The sequence below is a fragment of the Collinsella sp. LCP19S3_A7 genome (genome assembly GCF_052121995.1).
GTDB lineage: Bacteria > Actinomycetota > Coriobacteriia > Coriobacteriales > Coriobacteriaceae > Collinsella.
In genome coordinates, this window is sequence record NZ_JBQKDE010000004.1 from 58521 (window position 1) to 75999 (window position 17479).

The window sequence follows — 17479 nt, forward strand, 5'->3', positions numbered from 1 at the left end:
AAGGCACGTCATGGCACGCAAGCAGTATCCACTCCGTATAGACCCCGCTATCTGGGAGGCCGTCCAACGCTGGGCGGACGATGAGATGCGCAGCGCCAACGGTCAGGTGGAATGGATCTTGCGAGACGCCCTCAAACGCGCGGGAAGGCTGCCGAAGAAAGAGCCCTCGTTCAAGGGCACGCCCAAAGGCGAAGAGGGCTAAGCCGGGAAGACAGGGCTCGGCCGCTGCCGACGTCGGGACAAAGCCGCGCCCCGCGCCGCGGTCGAGGCAGAGCTGAGCCCCGCCGCTCCAAAGTCGAGCCGAACGGCGGGGCCAACACCAACCCAAAGCAAGCTCGCCCCCTCTATACGCACCAACCGGTCCCCGGAGGCATCCGCCTTTGGGGACCGTTCTTTTCCCAGCTAGATGTCGTATATAAAGCCTTTTGACAGCTCGATTTTGCCCCGTGGGGGTCAAATATAAAGACCTTTGATGGTACGATGCTCGCGTCAATGACATGGTGGCTCTCGACAGGGGTCACCCCGACCCTCTAGGGAGCAAACGCATGGAGCTGGGCTCGCACATCAAGGAGCATCGCACGGAGCTCGGACTGTCCCAAGACGATCTGGCGGAGCGCATCTACGTGTCGCGCCAGACCATCAGCAACTGGGAGTGCGGCCGTACGTATCCGGATGTCCAGAGCCTGCTGCTGCTTTCCAACGTGTTCGGGGTGACCGTGGACTCCCTCATCAAAGGAGATGTGGAAACCATGGCACAGGTAATGAACGAAGCGGTCAAGAAGTACAACGCCCTATCCACAATCACGGTCGTGAGTGCGGTCGTGTTTTTGGTGCTGAGCGCGTGGGCGGCGTTCCAGTTCGAATGGGGCTGGGGCATGCACATCGCGCCCACCGCGGCGTTTGCCGCCGTGGCGCTCGTCGTGATGCTCGTGGCGTTCGTGTATATGGAACGCATGAAGAAGCAGCACGACCTCGTCACGTACCGCGAGGTGTTGGCGTTTAGCCGCGGCGAGCAGGTCGATCGCGACACGCTCGAGGGGCGCCGTGAGCGCGAGATGAACCCTTGGGTCAAGGGCACGCGCAACGCGGTGCAGATCATCATCGGCGCCATCGCCGGCGGACTGGTGGGCGTCGGCATCGGCATGCTCGCCAAGATGCTGAGTTAAAAGCGCGGGTACGCACCCGTTCCCCGAAATGGTATCCCCCTTAGCCCCCATTCTGAAGATGTATGCCAGAATGGGGGCGATTCCCGTTAGGAGGTGCCCCATGAACGTCACCGTACGCGCGTCCCTCATCGCATTGATCGCAATCGTTGGCGCCTGCTGGGCAATCCCCGTCCTCCTGGTGAGGGTCGTCCCACCCGATGCCGGCATGATCGCCATGATGGCGCTGATCTACCCCGTGCTCCCCGCAACTGCAATCACCCTCGGCCTGCTCGCCGCGAACTCCGCGAGGACGCTCTTCTGGGTACCCGCGGCGCTCGGAATCTGACCCGCGGTCCTGTTTCCCCTCAAGGTCGAGGGCAGCCAGGACCTTGCGTTCCATGGGGTTGCCTATACCGCAATCGGCTACGCCGCCATGGGCCTGTACACTTGGATGACTGCTCGACAACATCGCTAAGCCATCGCAGCAACAATCATGCAGGTAAACCCCGTGCAAAACAGTTTTTGCAGCGCCCGGCAAGCCTTGCCGCATATGATGTACAACAGATTCGATAGCGCACCCGGCGTGTTCGCGGGACGCTCCTTCACGACCGGGAGGTGACGATGGACATCAGCAACCAGATCAAGACGCGGCGCGAGGCGATGGGCCTCTCGCAAGAGCAACTTGCCGAGAAGCTCTATGTATCGCGTCAGACGATCAGCAACTGGGAGCGGGACAAGACGTATCCGGACGTCCAGAGTCTGCTCATGCTGAGCATCCTATTCGGCACCTCCATAGACACGCTCGTGAAGGGAGACGTGACCGTTATGGAAGAGGCAGTCGAAAGAGATCGCAAGCGCATGGGAACGCGGATGCTATGGCTGGCCGTGCTGATGCTCGCGTTGCTGGCGGTGGCGTTCGCACTGATACTGTCGCCGGCGTTTAACTGGATGGAGGGCACCTGGGGCGCCGGCGTCGCCGCGGCTGCGGCGTTCCTGCCGGCGATAGCGGCGCTTGTTGTCGCGACCGTCCTCGAGCGCATCAAGCGCGAGAACGACCTGGTGACATACCGCGAGATCCTCGCTGTCCGCAATGCAGACAGGTGCTTTACAGCCACAAGCGCGATAGTTTCAACAACAAGATGCAGTGCCCCAGAGCCCCTAGCAGTCGACGATAGTCTTGCCGATCATGATGTTGAGGATCTCGACGTCGGTATCCTTCATGCCAACGCGGCCCACATAGCCCATGCTGGCGATCGTCTCTTCCACCGTATCCTGAATCAGGCCCTCGCCGGCACGGAAGCCGCGACCCTGCATGGCCATATCGTAGCCCAGAATCGCCGCATCAACGGCTGCGGAAATCTTGGCGGCACAGCTCGCCTTGGCGCCATCGCACACGATGCCGCCCACGTTGCCGAGCGTATTCGAGACCGTCGCGCCGATCTGATCACGCGTGCCACCGCACAGCCAGGTAATCGCAGCGCCGGCACCGCACGCGGCGCAAATAGCACCGCAAAACGCCGAAAGTGCACCAATATAGCTTTTGATATGCACGGCAATAAGATCGGACAGCATCACGGCGCGCACCAGGCGCTCGTGGTCGCAGCGCAGGTACTCGGCATATTCCATAACGGGCAATGCACAGGTAATGCCCTGATTGCCCGAGCCGCACACAATGGCGACCGGCAGTGCGCAGCCGTTCATGCGGGCGTCGGACCCGGCGGCTGCACGGGCACGGGCACGGCAGGCGACGTCATCGGCACGAGCGCCCAGCAGCGTACGGCCCACCTCGGCACCCCAAGCGTGCGCCAAGCCCTCTGCGCTAATGGCGCCGTTCAGCTCGATCTGACGCTCAACGGCAGCGCGAGCACCCTCAACATCGCCGTCCTCAATAAAGTCGATGATGGTCTCAATCGACATGGGCGTGTCGGCGCTATCTGCCGCGCGCTCGGCCACCACGCGCTCGGCGCAGGCGGCACACTCCCCCACCGACTTGCCGCATACCGGAATACCGTCGAGTGTATGGCACGTAACATTGGTGTGGTGGTCGGTAATCTCAACGACCGCGGTATGCCCCCCAGCCGTGGCAGTCACCTTGATGTAGAGGTTGGGCACGTCCTCGACAAGCGACACATCGCAGTAGCCGGCATCGGCGAGGAGCTCGGCCACACGAGCACGGTCTTTATCGTCAACACTCTCGAGCACCTCGAGCGCGCTCTTGGCGTCGCCGCCCACGGCACCCAGCACGGCCGCGGCTTCAATACCATGCTTACCGCCCGAGTTAGGCACGGTCACGCTCTTTACGTTCTTGATGATGTTGCCCGAGCAGGCAACATCCATATGATCGGGTTCGCAACCGAGCGTCTGGCTCGCCAGCGCCGCTGCATAGGCAACGGCAATGGGCTCGGTGCAGCCGAGCGCACAGACAAGCTCACGGTTTAAAACATCGCAAAACGCGGTATCACGAAGGGAATCGGCAGGCATAGGTATCTCCTACTTGTATAACGGGCTGGGCTCTCAAAATAGTTCGCTATTTTATTTGATAACAATGCATCAAAAACCACAACCATGGTTCCGGCGGACGGCGCTCGAGCACAAATTAGCGGCATTATTCATGAGAAGCCGGTCTTATTGCATGCTAAAGCGTTTGAGCAAAAAACGCCCGAGCGTTTACACAAAAGTCGCGCTATCATGCAGTCGAACGCGGTAAAACCTTTAGCAATCTCGCCGCACAGACCAGAGAGGAAGCATCCATGAAGATCGGTATCGGTAACGACCACGCCGCCGTCGAGCTCAAGAACATCATCTCCGAGCACCTGAAGGAGCGCGGCTGCGAGGTCGTGAACTTTGGCACCGACACCTCCGAGAGCTTTGACTACCCCATCGCCGGCTACAAGGTGGGTAAGGCCGTTGCCAACGGCGACGTCGACCTGGGCATCCTCATCTGTGGCACCGGCGTCGGGATTAGCCTGGCTGCCAACAAGGTCGAGGGCGTACGCGCCGTCGTGTGCTCCGAGCCCTTCAGCGCCAAGCTCTCCCGCATGCACAACAACACCAACGTGCTCGCCTTTGGTGCCCGCGTCGTGGGCTCCGAGCTCGCCAAGATGATTGTCGACGAGTGGCTCGATGCCGAGTTTGAGGGCGGCCGCCACGAGCGTCGCGTCAATCTCATCAACGAGATCGACCAGACCCGCGGACTCAAGGTCGTCGACGAGGCCTAAAGACCTACAAAGCCATATGCTAACGCCAGCCCCCGCCCGGAAGAAACATCCGGACGGGGGCTGTTTAGTAGATTTTTGGGATATACCTAGAAATCTACTGGAATAAAAAGGGCGCCGCGGATGGAATTCCGCGGCGCCAAAGCCACACGCTAACAGCTTTGAGGAGTCAAAGCTGGTTTAGCCAAAGAAGCGCTTGATCTCGATCTCGGCGTTCTCCAGGCAGTCGGAGCCGTGGATTACGTTGGCGTTGACATCGACAGCGAAGTCGCCGCGAATGGTGCCGGGGGCAGCGTCAAGCGGGTTGGTAGCGCCCATAAGGGTGCGCATCTTGGAGACAGCGGAGAGACCGGAAACGACCATCTTGACGACCGGACCGCTCGTCATAAAGTCGCAGAGACCGCCAAAGAAGGGCTTGTCGGCCAGATGGGCGTAGTGCTCCTCGACGGTAGCACGCTCGAGCGTGGTCATCTCCATGCGCTCGATGACAAGGCCGCTACGCTCAATGCGAGCGACGATCTCGCCGATCTTGCGATCGCGCACAGCGTCGGGCTTAATCATGATGAAGGTCTTCTCGATAGCCATAAGGTAGCCTTTCAAGTAGGTTCGCGCGTGCCCAAGTCCCATTCCGGCACCCGCCTGGACTGCATCGTAACAGAGTTTTAGCTGCAGTTAAACAAAAAACTGTTTATTGAAACACTACAATTTATTAAAACGTTCCATATGTGTCACTTCTGTTTCGAAGCCCGATTAGAGTACCATCCGACCGCGCATCAACCGCACCGAACCGAGCGGACGGTCGGTTGCCGCCCGTGAACGTAGCTCCTTCACAACCTGCCCAAAGGTCCTACAGAAGTTATCGACAAGCCCCTTCCCCATTGCAACAAAATACGGGCGTCCGCTGCAGCAGACGCCCGTAAAAGCAAAAACGATTTATCAATAAATGGCCAAAGCCGCTTCAACTAAACCCTTACTTTGCCCCGTGGCCCATCTCGACGACCTTGGTCAGCGATCCAACCACGTCCTCATCGGCCACGAGCTGCGCCTCGGCACGCTGCAGCTGCACGGCAACGGCGGCAGGAGCGGTGCCGCCCTCGGTCGTGCGCGCGGCAACGATCGACGGGATGTCGAGCGCCTCGGTAATGTCGCGCTCAAAGAGCGGGCTTGCCTCTTGGAACACCTCAAACGGCAGGTCCTCAAGATTGCAGCCGCGCTTCTCGCACATCAGGACCAAATGGCCCACCACGGCGTGGGCCTCGCGGAACGGCAGGCCACGCTTGGCCAGGTAATCGGCAACATCGGTGGCGGCAAGGTGCCCCACGCCGCACTCGCGCGCCATGGCATCCTCGTTGACGGTCCAGGTCGAGATCATACCGGCCATAACGGACAGGCACTGCATGAGCGTATGGGCGGTATCGAGCGCGCCCTCCTTGTCCTCCTGCAAGTCCTTGTTATAAGCGAGCGGCAGGCCCTTCATGGTCACGAGCAGCTGCACCAGGTTGCCATAGACTCGGCCGCTCTTGCCGCGGATAAGCTCGGCAAAATCGGGGTTCTTCTTCTGCGGCATGATGGACGAGCCAGTGGAATACGAGTCGGAAAGCGTGATAAAGCCAAACTCGGAGCTCGACCACAGCACGATCTCCTCGGAAAGACGCGACAGGTGCATCGCCATGACGGAGCCGGCGTAATGCAGGTCGAGGAGGAAATCACGGTCGGAAACCGCATCGAGCGAGTTGGGAATCACGCCCGCAAAGCCAAGTTCGGCGGCCGTCATCTGACGATCGAGCGGATAGCTCGTACCGGCAAGCGCGGCAGCGCCCAGCGGGCAGTTGTCGGCAGCACCAAAGGCGGCCTTCAGGCGTGTAAAGTCGCGCGCGAACATCCAAGAATACGCCAGCAGATGATGCGACAGCAGCACGGGCTGAGCATGCTGCATGTGCGTGTAACCCGGCAGAATCACCTTGTCGTACTGTTTGGCCGCATCCACCAGCACGTGGCGCAGCTCAAGATTGGCCTCCATGAGCTCCTTGGCCAGCGCCTTGACGCCCAGGCGCGTATCGGTCGCCACCTGGTCGTTGCGCGAACGCCCGGTATGCAGGCGCTTGCCCGCCTCGCCGATGCGACGGGTCAGCTCGCTCTCGATGGACATATGAATGTCCTCGTCGTTGATATCGAAGGTGAAGTTGCCGGCATCGATATCCTGTTCGATTGCGGTCAGACCCTCGGCAATCGCCTGCTCGTCCTTTGCACTGATAATGCCCTGGGCCGCCAGCATCTTGGCATGTGCCTTAGAGCCAGCGATATCCTGCTTATAGAGATGTTTGTCGACCGGCAGCGACGCGCCAAACTCCTGCGTGACCTCGGCCACGCCTGTCTCAAAACGACCGCCCCAAAGAGCCATGGAACCGTCCCCTTTCTCCAAATACCAAAACAAGCGCCCAAAGCAAAGCGCCATGTCGCTAAAGCGATTTATCAACCGCTAGTTTTGCACATTCCCCACCGAGCGCGAGACCATGTGGCTAATTTGCAAAGAAGTGACGCACCAGGCACTTGGCGCCCATCGACTCCCGCCAGCCGTTGCTCGCCGAGCCGTCAATCCATGTCTTCAGGCTCATAGGGACATCCTCGACCTTTGCAGCATCGAACTCGGGCGCGAGGGCAAGTAAAGCATGCGCGATAGCATTGAACATAATGGATACTCCTCAGATATATAGGCGCAGAGCCGTCAAATTGATAGAAGGAGCCCCGCCGGACAACCCCGGCGGGGCTCGGACTCAGCCGCAGGCGCGGCATCATATATGCGGGCGGAATGTAGGGGCCACCGATGTTAAGAAGTGTCAGCAAGCATAACGAAAGGTAGGGACCCCATGCGCCCGTTATGTATCACGCGGATGGGCCGCGCGGATACCAAGGGAGAAAGACTTAAGCCTGGGCGGCAGCAGAGCTGGGACCCTGGACCTTGGCCCACGTCTTGAGCGACAGCGTGTCGATCTCGATAAAGCCGGCGCTGGCCTTCTCGTCAAACGTGGTGTCGCGGTCGTAGGTGGCCAGACCGTAGTCATAGAGGCTGAAGGGGCTCTTGCGGCCGACAACATGGCAGTTGCCCTTAAAGAACTTCAGGCGGACGGTGCCGGTCACGAACTTCTGGGTATCGGCCATAAAGGCGTCGAGTGCGATTTTGAGCGGGCTGTACCACTGGCCGTTGTACACGGCGGTGGCCCAATCCTGCTCGAGCTTAATCTTGGTCTTGAGCAGATCGCCCTCGACGCAAATATCCTCGAGCGCCTTGTGGGCGGTGATAAGCGTCAGGGCGCCGGGAACCTCATAGCACTCGCGGCTCTTGAGGCCCACCAGGCGATCCTCGACCAGGTCGAGACGACCAAAGCCGTTATCGCCCGAAATCTTGTTGAGGGCGATGACGATCTCGGAGAGCTTCATCTTCTTGCCGTCGACGGCGACGGGCTTGCCGGCCTCAAACTCAATCTCGGTGTAGGTCGGGGTGTCGGGCGTGTCCTCGGGATTCTTGGTCATAACCCAGGCGTCGTTGAGCGGCTCGTTCCAGGGATCCTCCAGGTGGCCGCACTCAATGGCACGACCCCACAGGTTGTCGTCGATGGAATAGGGGTTGTCGTTAGCGCCCTCGGGAACCGGCACATTATGAGCATGAGCATAGGCGACCTCGTCGGGACGGCACTTCAGATCCCACTCACGCACCGGGGCGATAACCTTAAGCTCGGGGTCGAGGGCCTTGACGGCAGCCTCAAAACGAACCTGGTCGTTACCCTTGCCGGTGCAGCCGTGGGCGACGTAGGTCGCGCCAAACTCGTGAGCGACCTCGACAAGCTTCTTGGCGAGCAGCGGGCGAGACAGAGCGGAAAGCAGCGGGTACTTGTTCTCGTACATGGAATTTGCGGCGATGGCCTTGGTCAGGAACTCATCGGAGAACTCATCGCGCAGGTCGAGCACCTGGCAATCAAGAACGCCCAGGTCGAGCGCTTTCTGTTTCTTGGCATCCAGGCCGGTCTCCTCCTGGCCCACGTTGCCGCAAACGCAAACGACGTCGAGATTCTTCTCGTCCTGGAGCCACTTGACACATACGGATGTATCAAGTCCACCGGAATATGCGAGAACGACTTTTTCCTTGCTCATGGCTGTTTCCTTTCGCCCTTGGTAGCTAGTTAGAACATCGGTCAGTTGCAAGTCATTTCAAGGTCACGTACCGTGCAATATCAGGTTAAATAGCAAAAATCAGCACATACATGCCCTAGAAACATGCAGCAATGTCGTGCTAAAACCCAACGACCTTAAAATGACTCTGTTGAGGCAATTCGCCCCATGCGGACAGAGACGATTGTTATCGTCGTCGGGAAATTGCGCGCTGGCGTCGGATGGCATTGTCTGCAGTGGTTATGATCTTTACGAACTGCATCTGCCTCTCCTTTCACACATCGCCGGGCGCAATTCTAATATCGCAAACGGTACCTTTTCCTCGGTAAGCGGCTCTTTTGCCGTCTCCGTTTTCGATGGTCGCTATATTACGCTAAAGTGCCTGCTGCACAAGCGACAAATTCATATTTCTGAAAAGTTTTTTCATTAGTTTGTGAAATGCAGTGCAAATACGCTCCGTTCCTGCGAAAATACGCCTGATTACGAGTTGATGGTTATAACGTCTGAAACAATTTCGAAACGAAAGGCTCGCTTTTATGCAAACTTACGAATCGGACGCCAATATTGGAAACATTAAGCTCATCGCCGTCGACATGGACAAGACGCTGCTGACCGACGAGCGCGTGCTGCCACAAGGCCTTGACGAACGCCTGGACAAGCTCGCCGAAGCCGGCATCGTATTCTGCCCCGCCAGCGGACGTCCCGCCCCCAAGCTCGAGGAGATGTTTGAGGACATCAAGAACCGCCTCGCCTTTTGTCCCGACAACGGAGCCTGCGTCATCTATCGCGGCAACTATATCTATAAGAGCAACATCGATGTGGCGCTGTATCAACAGGTGCTCGCTCGTGCCTCGGAGGATTCTCGCGCCGTTCCCGTCCTGTGCTGCTTCGACGAGTTCTACGTGCTTGCCCGCGACCATCAATACCACGACGAGATCAGCGTCTACTACAACACAATCAACTACGTCGACAGCTTTGAGGGCATTGATTTCGAGTCCAACAAGATTTCGATCTTCTTCCCCGCCTACGACGCTGAGCCTGCGTTCCGCGAGACCTATAACCCCGCGTTCTCGGATCAGCTCTACGTCACCAATGCGGGCCGCGAGTGGATCGACTTTATGAACCTGGGCGTCGACAAGGGCGCCGGCGTCGCGCACCTGTGCGAGCACTTGGGCATCGATATCGCCGATGCCGCCGCCGTGGGCGACACCTACAACGATATCCCTATGCTCGAGCGCGTCGGGCATAGCTTTATCGTGGACAATGCCGAGGATCATATGAACGCGCATGCTAAATGGCGCATTCCGAGCAACAACGACGGGGGCGTACTGACGCTCATCGATGCCATCTTGGCGGCTCGGTAATCTATCTCGTCGCCATGCCCGGGGCCGGCCGTTTGATTTTTGCTCGGTCAGGTCCTGGGCTCGCTCGAAGGCCACATTAAGTGGCCTTCGGCTCGTGCGGAATCTACAAAAATCAAACGGCCGGCCCCGGGCATGGCTATGTTGACTTGCTTGCCGCCTAGATGGCGTCTTGGGTGTCTAGATACTTGGCTGATTTTTTGGAATGAAGGGGGCTCCTTGTTGGCAAGGAGCCCCCTTCTGCCTTTAGTTACTTTGGAATTGTGGGCGCTTTCCTATTTCGCGTCGGCCCAGGTTATGCCGGTGCTGGCTTCGGCGATGAGGGGTACGCGGAGGTCTACTACGTGCTCCATGACGTCTTGGACCATGGCGGTCAGGCGCTCGACTTCGTCGACGGGGCACTCAAAGTCCAGTTCGTCGTGCACCTGCAAGATCATGTGGGCGGCAAAGTCCTCTTCTTCCAGGCGGCGGCTTACGCGGGCCATCGCGATCTTGATGATGTCGGCGGCGGTGCCCTGCATGGGGTGATTCATGGCCGTGCGCTCGCCAAAGCCGCGGAGCTGTGGGTTTTTGGCCTTGAGCTCTGGAATATGGCGACGACGGCCATACATGGTCTCGGCGTAGCCCGTCTGCTTGGCGCGCGCCACCACATTGTCGAGGAACGTGCGCACGCCCGGGTAGGCCTCGTAGTAGCGATCGATCATGTCGCGCGCCTCGGCCATCGAGATGTGCAGCGACTGCGACAGACCGTACGCCTGCTGACCATACACAATGCCAAAATTCACGGCCTTGGCGCGACTGCGCAAGTCGGGCGTTACCTCGGACACCGAAACGCCAAACACGCGCGCGGCCGTCTCGGCATGGAAGTCCTCGCCCTCGTTAAAGGCGCGCACCAGGTGCTCGTCACCCGAGAGATGCGCGAGTAGACGCAGCTCGATCTGCGAGTAGTCCACCGCCAAAAAGGCACTGCCCTCGCCTGCCGAAAACGCCGTCTTAACGGTACGGCCCAGCTCAGAGCGCGTCGGGATGTTCTGCAGGTTCGGGTCGCTCGAGGACAGGCGACCCGTTGCCGTGATGGTCTGGTTGTACGTGGTGTGCACGCGACCGTCACCACGGCGCAGCGGACCTAGCGTGTCCAGATAGGTCGACTTAATCTTGGACTTCTCACGCCAGTCCAGAATCAGGCGCACGATTTCGTGGTCGCGCGCAAGGTCGCTCAGTACCTTGGCGTTGGTCGAATAGTACCCGCGCTTGGTCTTTTTGAGGCCCTTGGTCGGAAGCCCCATAACGTCAAAGAGCACGTGCGAGAGCTGCATGGGACTGCCGATGTTAAACGTCTCATCACCTGCCAGGTCGCGAATGCTGCGCTCGACCTCGGTGATCTGGGTCGCCAGGCCCTCGGACAGGCTGCGCAGCCGGTCGGGATCTACGAGCATGCCCGCGCGCTCCATCTTGGCAAGCACCGGCACGAGCGGCATCTCAATGCCATCGAACACGTTGGCGGCGTTCTCGCGGGCCATGCGGTCGCGAAGCGGCGCCACGAGTGCCAGCGTCAGCGCCGCGGTACGGGCAGCAGGAGCAGGAGCGTCCTCGCCAGCACCATCCGCACCGCGCGCCGCAGGCAGCGCCATCTGCAGATAGGTATCGGCCAGATATGCCTCGTCAAACTCGGAACGGTCAGAATCCAACAGGTACGCGGCAACCACGGTATCAAAGATGCGCACGGAATCGACTGCCAGCGGGTCCATGAGCTCGGGCTCAGAAGAATCGATGGGCGAAAGCTCATGCAGCAACGCCTTCATGTCCGGGCTCGCCACGCGGCCCTCCATAAACAGGCGCGCGAGCACGCCAGCGATAACGCCGTGGGCAGAATTGAAGCCCTCGACAGCGGCAGGCGTGCCGTCATCGGCTTCCTCGAGCGCAAAGAGCCCCTTGGGCGTCGCCAGCCACAGCGTACGCGTCAGGCCAAAGAGCGCACCCTCCTCCTTGTCATCGTCCACCACGGCGGCGACCCACTCGCCCGCATCAATCGCGCGAGAGATCTCGGCCGCCACAGCAGCAAGTGCCTCAGCGTCGCCGGCGGCGGCACGCGAAACCGCGGGTATCTCGAACGCGCTGGCAGCGGGCACGACCCCGCCCTCGCCGCCAATCAGCGCCAGGAAGCGGTTCTGCATGGCCGTAATGCCAAGTGCGCCCAGCGCCGCGGACACCTCATCGGCAGAAAACGATGGGAAGGACGTCGCGTCAAAGTCGAGCTCGACAGGTGCATCGGTGCGGATGGTCGCAACCTTGCGGCTCAGCAGCGCATCGTCGATGTGTGCACGCAGGTTCTCGCCCATCTTGCCCTTGACCTCGTCAGCATGCGCAATGACCTCGTCCAAGCTGCCGTACTGCGCGATGAGCGCGCTCGCCTTTTTGGGGCCGATGCCCGGTACGCCGGGAATGTTGTCCGACGTATCGCCCTTCAGACCGTAAAAATCGGGCACGAGCGCCGGCGTAATGCCGTGATACAGGTCGTCCACGCTCTCGGGCGTCATGATCGCCACGTCGGACAGGCCCTTGCGAGTCGAGACCACGTTGACGTGCTCGGTCACAAGCTGATACATGTCACGGTCGCCGGTCACCAGCAGCATGTCGCAGCCGGCCTCCTCACCCAGGCGCGCCATGGTTCCCAGAATATCGTCGCCTTCCCAGCCCTCGGACTGCAGAATTGGCACGTTGATCGCCGTGAGCAGCTCCTTAATCATGGGAAACTGCGCATGCAGATCGGGGTCCATGGGCGGGCGCTGTGCCTTGTACTGCGGCAGCATCTCCATGCGCACGCGCGGCTTGCCCTTGTCAAACGCCACGACCACACCGTCGGGGCTAAAGGCATCGATCATCTTAAGAAACATGTTCAGAAAGCCAAAGATCGCGTTGGTGGGACGACCGTCCGGAGCGTTCATGGTCGGCGGCACGGCGTGGAAGGCGCGGTGCATGAGCGAGTTGCCGTCGATAACGGCAAAGGTGCGGCGCTTGTCAGACATATTGAATACCTCGCTTTGGACTGGGCACGGCTTGCTCACTCCAGTTTACACGCTCCCCGCCCCGCGGCCACCGCGCATCAAGCTCCCCCGCCACCGTGAGCCCGCGCGTGATACGATGGCTCACGGTACAACAACCAGCACGATCGATCCGAAAGGAGCCTGCGTCATGGAGCGTCCCTGCGCATGGAAAAAGTACACACCACAGCAAATCGAGGAGCTCGAGGAGCTTTGCCGCGGCTATAAGCAGTTTTTGAGCGAGAACAAGACCGAGCGCCTGTGCGTCAAGACCGGCATCAAGATGGCCGAGGAGGCGGGATACGTCGACCTGGAGACCGTGATCGCCGAAGGCCGCGAGCTCAAGGCAGGCGACAAGGTGTACGCCGCCAACCACGGCAAGGATCTTATGCTCGTCAACCTGGGCACCGCCCCGCTCGAGCAGGGCTTTAACATCCTGGGCGCCCACGTGGACTCGCCGCGCCTGGACCTCAAGCAGAATCCCGCGTTCGAGGCCGGCGACATGGCCTACCTCGACACGCACTACTACGGTGGCGTCAAGAGCTACCACTGGGTGGCCTCCCCGCTCGCACTCGTGGGCGTCATCTGCAAAAAGGACGGCACCACCGTCGACATCAACATCGGCGACAAGGCCGACGATCCGGTCTTTACCATCTCCGACCTGCTGATCCACCTCTCGAGCGAGCAGATGTCCAAGCCCGCCAAGGACGCCGTCGACGCCGAGATCCTCGACGTGATCGTGGGCGGCCGTCCCGTAAAATTTGACGAGGACGACAAGGACGCCCCCACCGAGCCCGTCAAGCAGATGTTCCTGGATATCCTCAAGGAGCAGTACGACGTCGAGGAGGAGGACTTCCTCTCCGCCGAAATCGAGGTCGTGCCCGCCGGCCCCGCCCGCGACATGGGCCTCGACCGCTCCATGATTTTGGGCTATGGCCACGACGACCGCGTCTGCGCCTACCCCTCCATGCTCGCCCAGATCAATGTGGCCAACGTGGAGCGCACGAGCATCACGCTCATCGTCGACAAGGAGGAGATTGGCTCCGTGGGAGCCACCGGCATGACAAGCCGCTTCTTCGAGAACACCGTCGCCGAGATCATGACGCTCGCCGGCGAGGGCAGCCCGCTGGCCCTGCGCCGCGCACTCGCCCGCAGCCGCATGCTCTCCTCTGACGTATCCGCCGGCTTCGACCCGGGCTACGCCGGCAAGTTCGAGACCAAGAATGCAGCCTTTATGGGTCGCGGCCTGTGCTTTAACAAGTACACGGGCAGCCGCGGCAAGGGCGGTTCCAACGACGCCGACGCCGAGTATATGGCCCTCATCCGCGACATTATGGACGAGGCCGGCGTGGACTTCCAGACCTGCGAGCTCGGTCGCGTCAACGCGGGCGGCGGCGGCACCATCGCCTACATCATGGCCAAGTACGGCATGAACGTCATCGACTCCGGCGTTGCCGTCCTGTCCATGCACGCCCTGTGGGAGGTCGCCAACAAGGCCGATATCTACGAGGCCTATCGCGGCTACAAGGCCTTCATCGAGCGCGCCTAACCAACCCTTCATCAGTTGCGGTGAGATACGGACTAAACTGGCCCATAAACGGCCAAAACAGACCGTATTACACCGCAACTTCCTTTTTGACAGAGGAGAGTCCATGCTGCAGGTCATCATTTCGCCCGCCAAGCAGATGCGCGCGGCCCAAGATGCTTTTGAAGTCCTGGGCATTCCACCCTTTGTGCGCGAGACGGCTCGCCTCCACCGCGCACTGCTAGATATCGAGCGGAATGAAGGCAGCGACAGCCTGCAGGCGCTGTGGAACGTGAGTGACAAACTGCTGGGGCCCTGCCTCAACACCCTGCATGAGTTCGAGCCCATCTTGCAAAGCGGCGATCTCGACAATCCCGCACTCGCCCGTCACCTCTCCCCTGCCGTCATGTCCTATCACGGCATTCAATACCAAAGCATGGCGCCCGAGGTGATGGATTCCGCACAGCTCGCATGGCTGCAAGACCATCTGTGGATCCTCTCGGGCCTTTACGGATGCGTACGCCCCTTTCATGCCGTTGAACCGTATCGGCTGGAGATGGGCGCGAAGCTTGCCGTCGACGACGCCCGAGACCTCTACGCGTTTTGGGGCGACAAGCTCGCACGGGTCATCGCTCCGGCAGACTCCAACGCCACGATCGTCAACCTCGCCAGCGCGGAATACGCCAAAGCCGTTCTGACCCGCCTCACCACCGACGCCACGGTCGTCACATGTCTCTTTGGCGAAGGCATCCGCAACGGCAAGCCCATCCAACGCTCGACCGCCAGCAAAAAAGCGCGCGGCTCCATGGTGCGCTGGATGGCAGAAAACAAGTTCGAGGATGTAAGCGGGCTCACCGCGTTCGACGTTGGTTATCGTTACTTTCCCGAGCTTTCAAATAAAAACACTTTGGTCTTCCTGAACGAACAGGCCTTGTAGGACTACCACTACTTTTGAATGTGCTGCCTAGGCACGGCGTCTATTCCGCCAGGCCGTCGGCTTTTGCAATCTCGGTCGTCGAGCCATCTTGGTAGGTAACCTTAACGTGCTCCACCTCGGACGCCTCAACACCCGACGGAGGCTCCAGGCGCCATTCCGTCAGGGCTATATCCATGGTCGTGGGTACATCCCCCTGATCTTTGAGCTCGACCGACAGCGTCCTAAGCGACGCATCGAAGGTCACACGCTCGATCTCTTCACCAGGAATGGAACCACCGCTCAGCTGCAGTTGCACAAACTTGTCGCGCGGATACCAATAGTCGCCCGGCGCGGCAACGGTATTACCACCCGCGACCTTCGCCGTCATAATCGGCAGGCTATCGTCCGCCTCAAACGTCCAGGAAACTCCCCCACGCCCGCCAAACGTCCAGATACAACAGGCAATCACCATCACGACAAGAATCGCGAAACCAATTGCGACCAGCCCATGATGGGCGCGGCTCTCCTCGGCCGACACATCCCACTGCGTCTCTCGATACAGATGCTTGTCTTCCATGTTCGCCTCCCCGCGGGCATGCTCGTCGCGTCAATCGTACCCATTCGAGCTATACTTGAGCCCGCCACATAAACGGGGAGCTTGCAGGACAAGACGGCAGGCTGAGACTGGGCGCGCCCGCCCTGACCCGCAAACCTGATATGGGTAATGCCAACGAAGGGAGCCGTGCCAATGAGCACACAGACCGAGCCCAAGCTCGTCACGCAAATCGACTTCGCCCGCGCCGGGCAAATCACACCGCAGATGAAGGAGGTTGCCGAGCGCGAGCATCGCGACCCCGAGTACATCCGCGAGCGCGTGGCCGACGGCCGCATCGCCATTCCCGCCAACATCGTGCATATCAAAAAGGGCATGCGCGCCTTTGGTGTCGGCGAGGGCCTGTCTACCAAGGTCAACGTCAACCTGGGCATCTCGGGCGACAAGGCCGATGCCGCCGAGGAATGGAAGAAGGTCAAGATCGCCGAGGACTTTGGCGCCGACGCCATCATGGACCTCTCCAACTCGGGCAAGACGCGCCAATTCCGCCAGCAGCTCATCGACGAGACGCCGCTCATGGTAGGCACCGTCCCCATGTACGACGCCATCGGCTACATGGAAAAGCCGCTTGTCAAGCTTACCAAGGACGACCTGTTCGAGGTCGTGCGCGCGCACGCCGAGGACGGCGTGGACTTTATGACCGTCCACTGCGGCATCAACAAGTCGGTCACCAAAACCTTTAAGGAGACCGGCCGTCTCATGAACATCGTCAGCCGCGGCGGCTCACTGCTGTTTGGCTGGATGGAGGTCACCGGCAACGAGAACCCCTTCTACGAGTACTTTGACGAGCTGCTCGAGATCTGCCACGAGTACGACGTGACGATTTCGCTCGGCGACTCCTGCCGCCCGGGCTGCCTCTACGACTCCAACGACGCCACCGAGACCGCCGAGATGATCGAGCTGGGCAAGCTGTGCAAGCGCGCTTGGGCCGCCGGCGTCCAGGTCATGGTCGAGGGCCCGGGGCACATGGCGCTCGACGAGATCGCCGCCAACATGAAACTGCAGAAGCGCCTGTGCCACAACGCCCCGTTCTACGTGCTCGGGCCGCTGGTGACCGATATCGGCGTGGGCTACGACCACATCACCGCAGCCATCGGTGGCGCCATCTCCGCGAGCTCGGGTGCCGACTTTTTGTGCTACGTGACACCGGCAGAGCACCTATGCCTGCCTAACGCCCAGGATGTGCTCGACGGCCTCATGGCCACCAAGATTGCCGCACACGCCGCCGACATCGCCAAAAAAGTGCCCCACGCCCGCGACATGGACGACAAGATGGGCCAGGCACGCCGCAAGCTCGACTGGGACGCCATGTGGAAGTGCGCGCTCGACCCGGTCACCGGCAAGAAGCGCTACGAGGAATCCCCTGCTGCCACCGAGGGCACCTGCACCATGTGCGGCAAGATGTGCGCCGTCCGCACCGTCAACAAGGTGTTCGAGGGCACGACGATCGACCTCGGCATGGAGGACTAACTCGTCACCGGAGCCATAATCGGCCA

At 60.3% G+C, this 17479-nt stretch carries 15 protein-coding genes and 1 pseudogene; 9 read left to right on the plus strand and 7 right to left on the minus strand.

All coding sequences use genetic code 11. The features are described 5' to 3' along the window. Positions 1 to 10 precede the first annotated feature (10 nt). The 4 genes and pseudogenes from ACTQV3_RS03135 to ACTQV3_RS03150 all read left to right on the plus strand — a co-directional run. The gene (locus tag ACTQV3_RS03135; protein ID WP_117734980.1) at positions 11 to 202 is read left to right on the plus strand and encodes an Arc family DNA binding domain-containing protein; all 192 of its coding nucleotides are present in this window, start codon (positions 11 to 13) and stop codon (positions 200 to 202) included. A gap of 343 nt (positions 203 to 545) precedes the next feature. After that, positions 546 to 1166 carry a helix-turn-helix domain-containing protein gene (locus tag ACTQV3_RS03140; protein WP_117762863.1) on the plus strand — a complete coding sequence of 207 codons (621 nt, stop codon included), beginning with the start codon at positions 546 to 548 and terminating at the stop codon, positions 1164 to 1166. Between the two features lie 100 nt (positions 1167 to 1266). Beyond that, complete coding sequence (locus ACTQV3_RS03145) at positions 1267 to 1491, plus strand: hypothetical protein (protein ID WP_441535882.1); 225 nt, start codon at positions 1267 to 1269, stop codon at positions 1489 to 1491. Between the two features lie 275 nt (positions 1492 to 1766). After that, positions 1767 to 1937 (plus strand): annotated as a pseudogene (locus ACTQV3_RS03150) (helix-turn-helix transcriptional regulator); the annotation flags it as partial. A gap of 366 nt (positions 1938 to 2303) precedes the next feature. Here ACTQV3_RS03150 and ACTQV3_RS03155 read toward each other — a convergent pair. Then, positions 2304 to 3626, minus strand: a complete 1323-nt coding sequence (locus ACTQV3_RS03155; protein ID WP_441535881.1) for an L-cysteine desulfidase family protein — start codon at positions 3624 to 3626, stop codon at positions 2304 to 2306. Positions 3627 to 3895: 269 nt separating this feature from the next. Here ACTQV3_RS03155 and rpiB point away from each other — a divergent pair, with 269 nt between their 5' ends. Further along, complete coding sequence (gene rpiB, locus ACTQV3_RS03160) at positions 3896 to 4363, plus strand: ribose 5-phosphate isomerase B (RefSeq protein WP_427719257.1); 468 nt, start codon at positions 3896 to 3898, stop codon at positions 4361 to 4363. A 177-nt stretch (positions 4364 to 4540) separates the two neighbouring features. Here rpiB and ndk read toward each other — a convergent pair whose 3' ends face one another. The 4 genes from ndk to ACTQV3_RS03180 form a co-directional block, all read right to left on the minus strand. Next, on the minus strand, positions 4541 to 4945 hold the full coding sequence (ndk, locus tag ACTQV3_RS03165) for a nucleoside-diphosphate kinase (protein WP_055251725.1): 405 nt from the start codon (positions 4943 to 4945) through the stop codon (positions 4541 to 4543). Between the two features lie 385 nt (positions 4946 to 5330). After that, positions 5331 to 6761, minus strand: a complete 1431-nt coding sequence (gene argH / locus ACTQV3_RS03170; RefSeq protein WP_441535880.1) for an argininosuccinate lyase — start codon at positions 6759 to 6761, stop codon at positions 5331 to 5333. A 118-nt stretch (positions 6762 to 6879) separates the two neighbouring features. Beyond that, on the minus strand, positions 6880 to 7050 hold the full coding sequence (locus ACTQV3_RS03175) for a hypothetical protein (RefSeq protein WP_441056172.1): 171 nt from the start codon (positions 7048 to 7050) through the stop codon (positions 6880 to 6882). A gap of 232 nt (positions 7051 to 7282) precedes the next feature. After that, positions 7283 to 8509, minus strand: a complete 1227-nt coding sequence (locus ACTQV3_RS03180) for an argininosuccinate synthase (RefSeq protein WP_441535879.1) — start codon at positions 8507 to 8509, stop codon at positions 7283 to 7285. A 554-nt stretch (positions 8510 to 9063) separates the two neighbouring features. Between ACTQV3_RS03180 and ACTQV3_RS03185 the strand changes: the two genes are divergently transcribed. Continuing rightward, complete coding sequence (locus ACTQV3_RS03185) at positions 9064 to 9891, plus strand: Cof-type HAD-IIB family hydrolase (RefSeq protein WP_441535878.1); 828 nt, start codon at positions 9064 to 9066, stop codon at positions 9889 to 9891. Between the two features lie 272 nt (positions 9892 to 10163). Here the strand turns inward: ACTQV3_RS03185 and polA are convergent, their stop codons facing one another. After that, positions 10164 to 12914, minus strand: coding sequence for a DNA polymerase I (polA, locus tag ACTQV3_RS03190; protein WP_441535877.1), 2751 nt, complete (start codon positions 12912 to 12914; stop codon positions 10164 to 10166). 166 nt (positions 12915 to 13080) lie between these two features. Between polA and ACTQV3_RS03195 the strand changes: the two genes are divergently transcribed. Then, complete coding sequence (locus tag ACTQV3_RS03195) at positions 13081 to 14478, plus strand: aminopeptidase (protein WP_427794724.1); 1398 nt, start codon at positions 13081 to 13083, stop codon at positions 14476 to 14478. Between the two features lie 103 nt (positions 14479 to 14581). Then, positions 14582 to 15391, plus strand: coding sequence for a YaaA family protein (locus ACTQV3_RS03200; RefSeq protein ID WP_441535876.1), 810 nt, complete (start codon positions 14582 to 14584; stop codon positions 15389 to 15391). 40 nt (positions 15392 to 15431) lie between these two features. Here the strand turns inward: ACTQV3_RS03200 and ACTQV3_RS03205 are convergent, their stop codons facing one another. Beyond that, a complete protein-coding gene (locus tag ACTQV3_RS03205) occupies positions 15432 to 15947 on the minus strand; it encodes a hypothetical protein (RefSeq protein WP_427747772.1) in 516 nt (171 codons plus the stop codon). Positions 15948 to 16118: 171 nt separating this feature from the next. Between ACTQV3_RS03205 and thiC the strand changes: the two genes are divergently transcribed. Further along, entirely contained in the window at positions 16119 to 17453 is a 1335-nt protein-coding gene (gene thiC, locus ACTQV3_RS03210) for a phosphomethylpyrimidine synthase ThiC (RefSeq protein WP_427727600.1), read from the plus strand. Positions 17454 to 17479 lie beyond the last annotated feature (26 nt).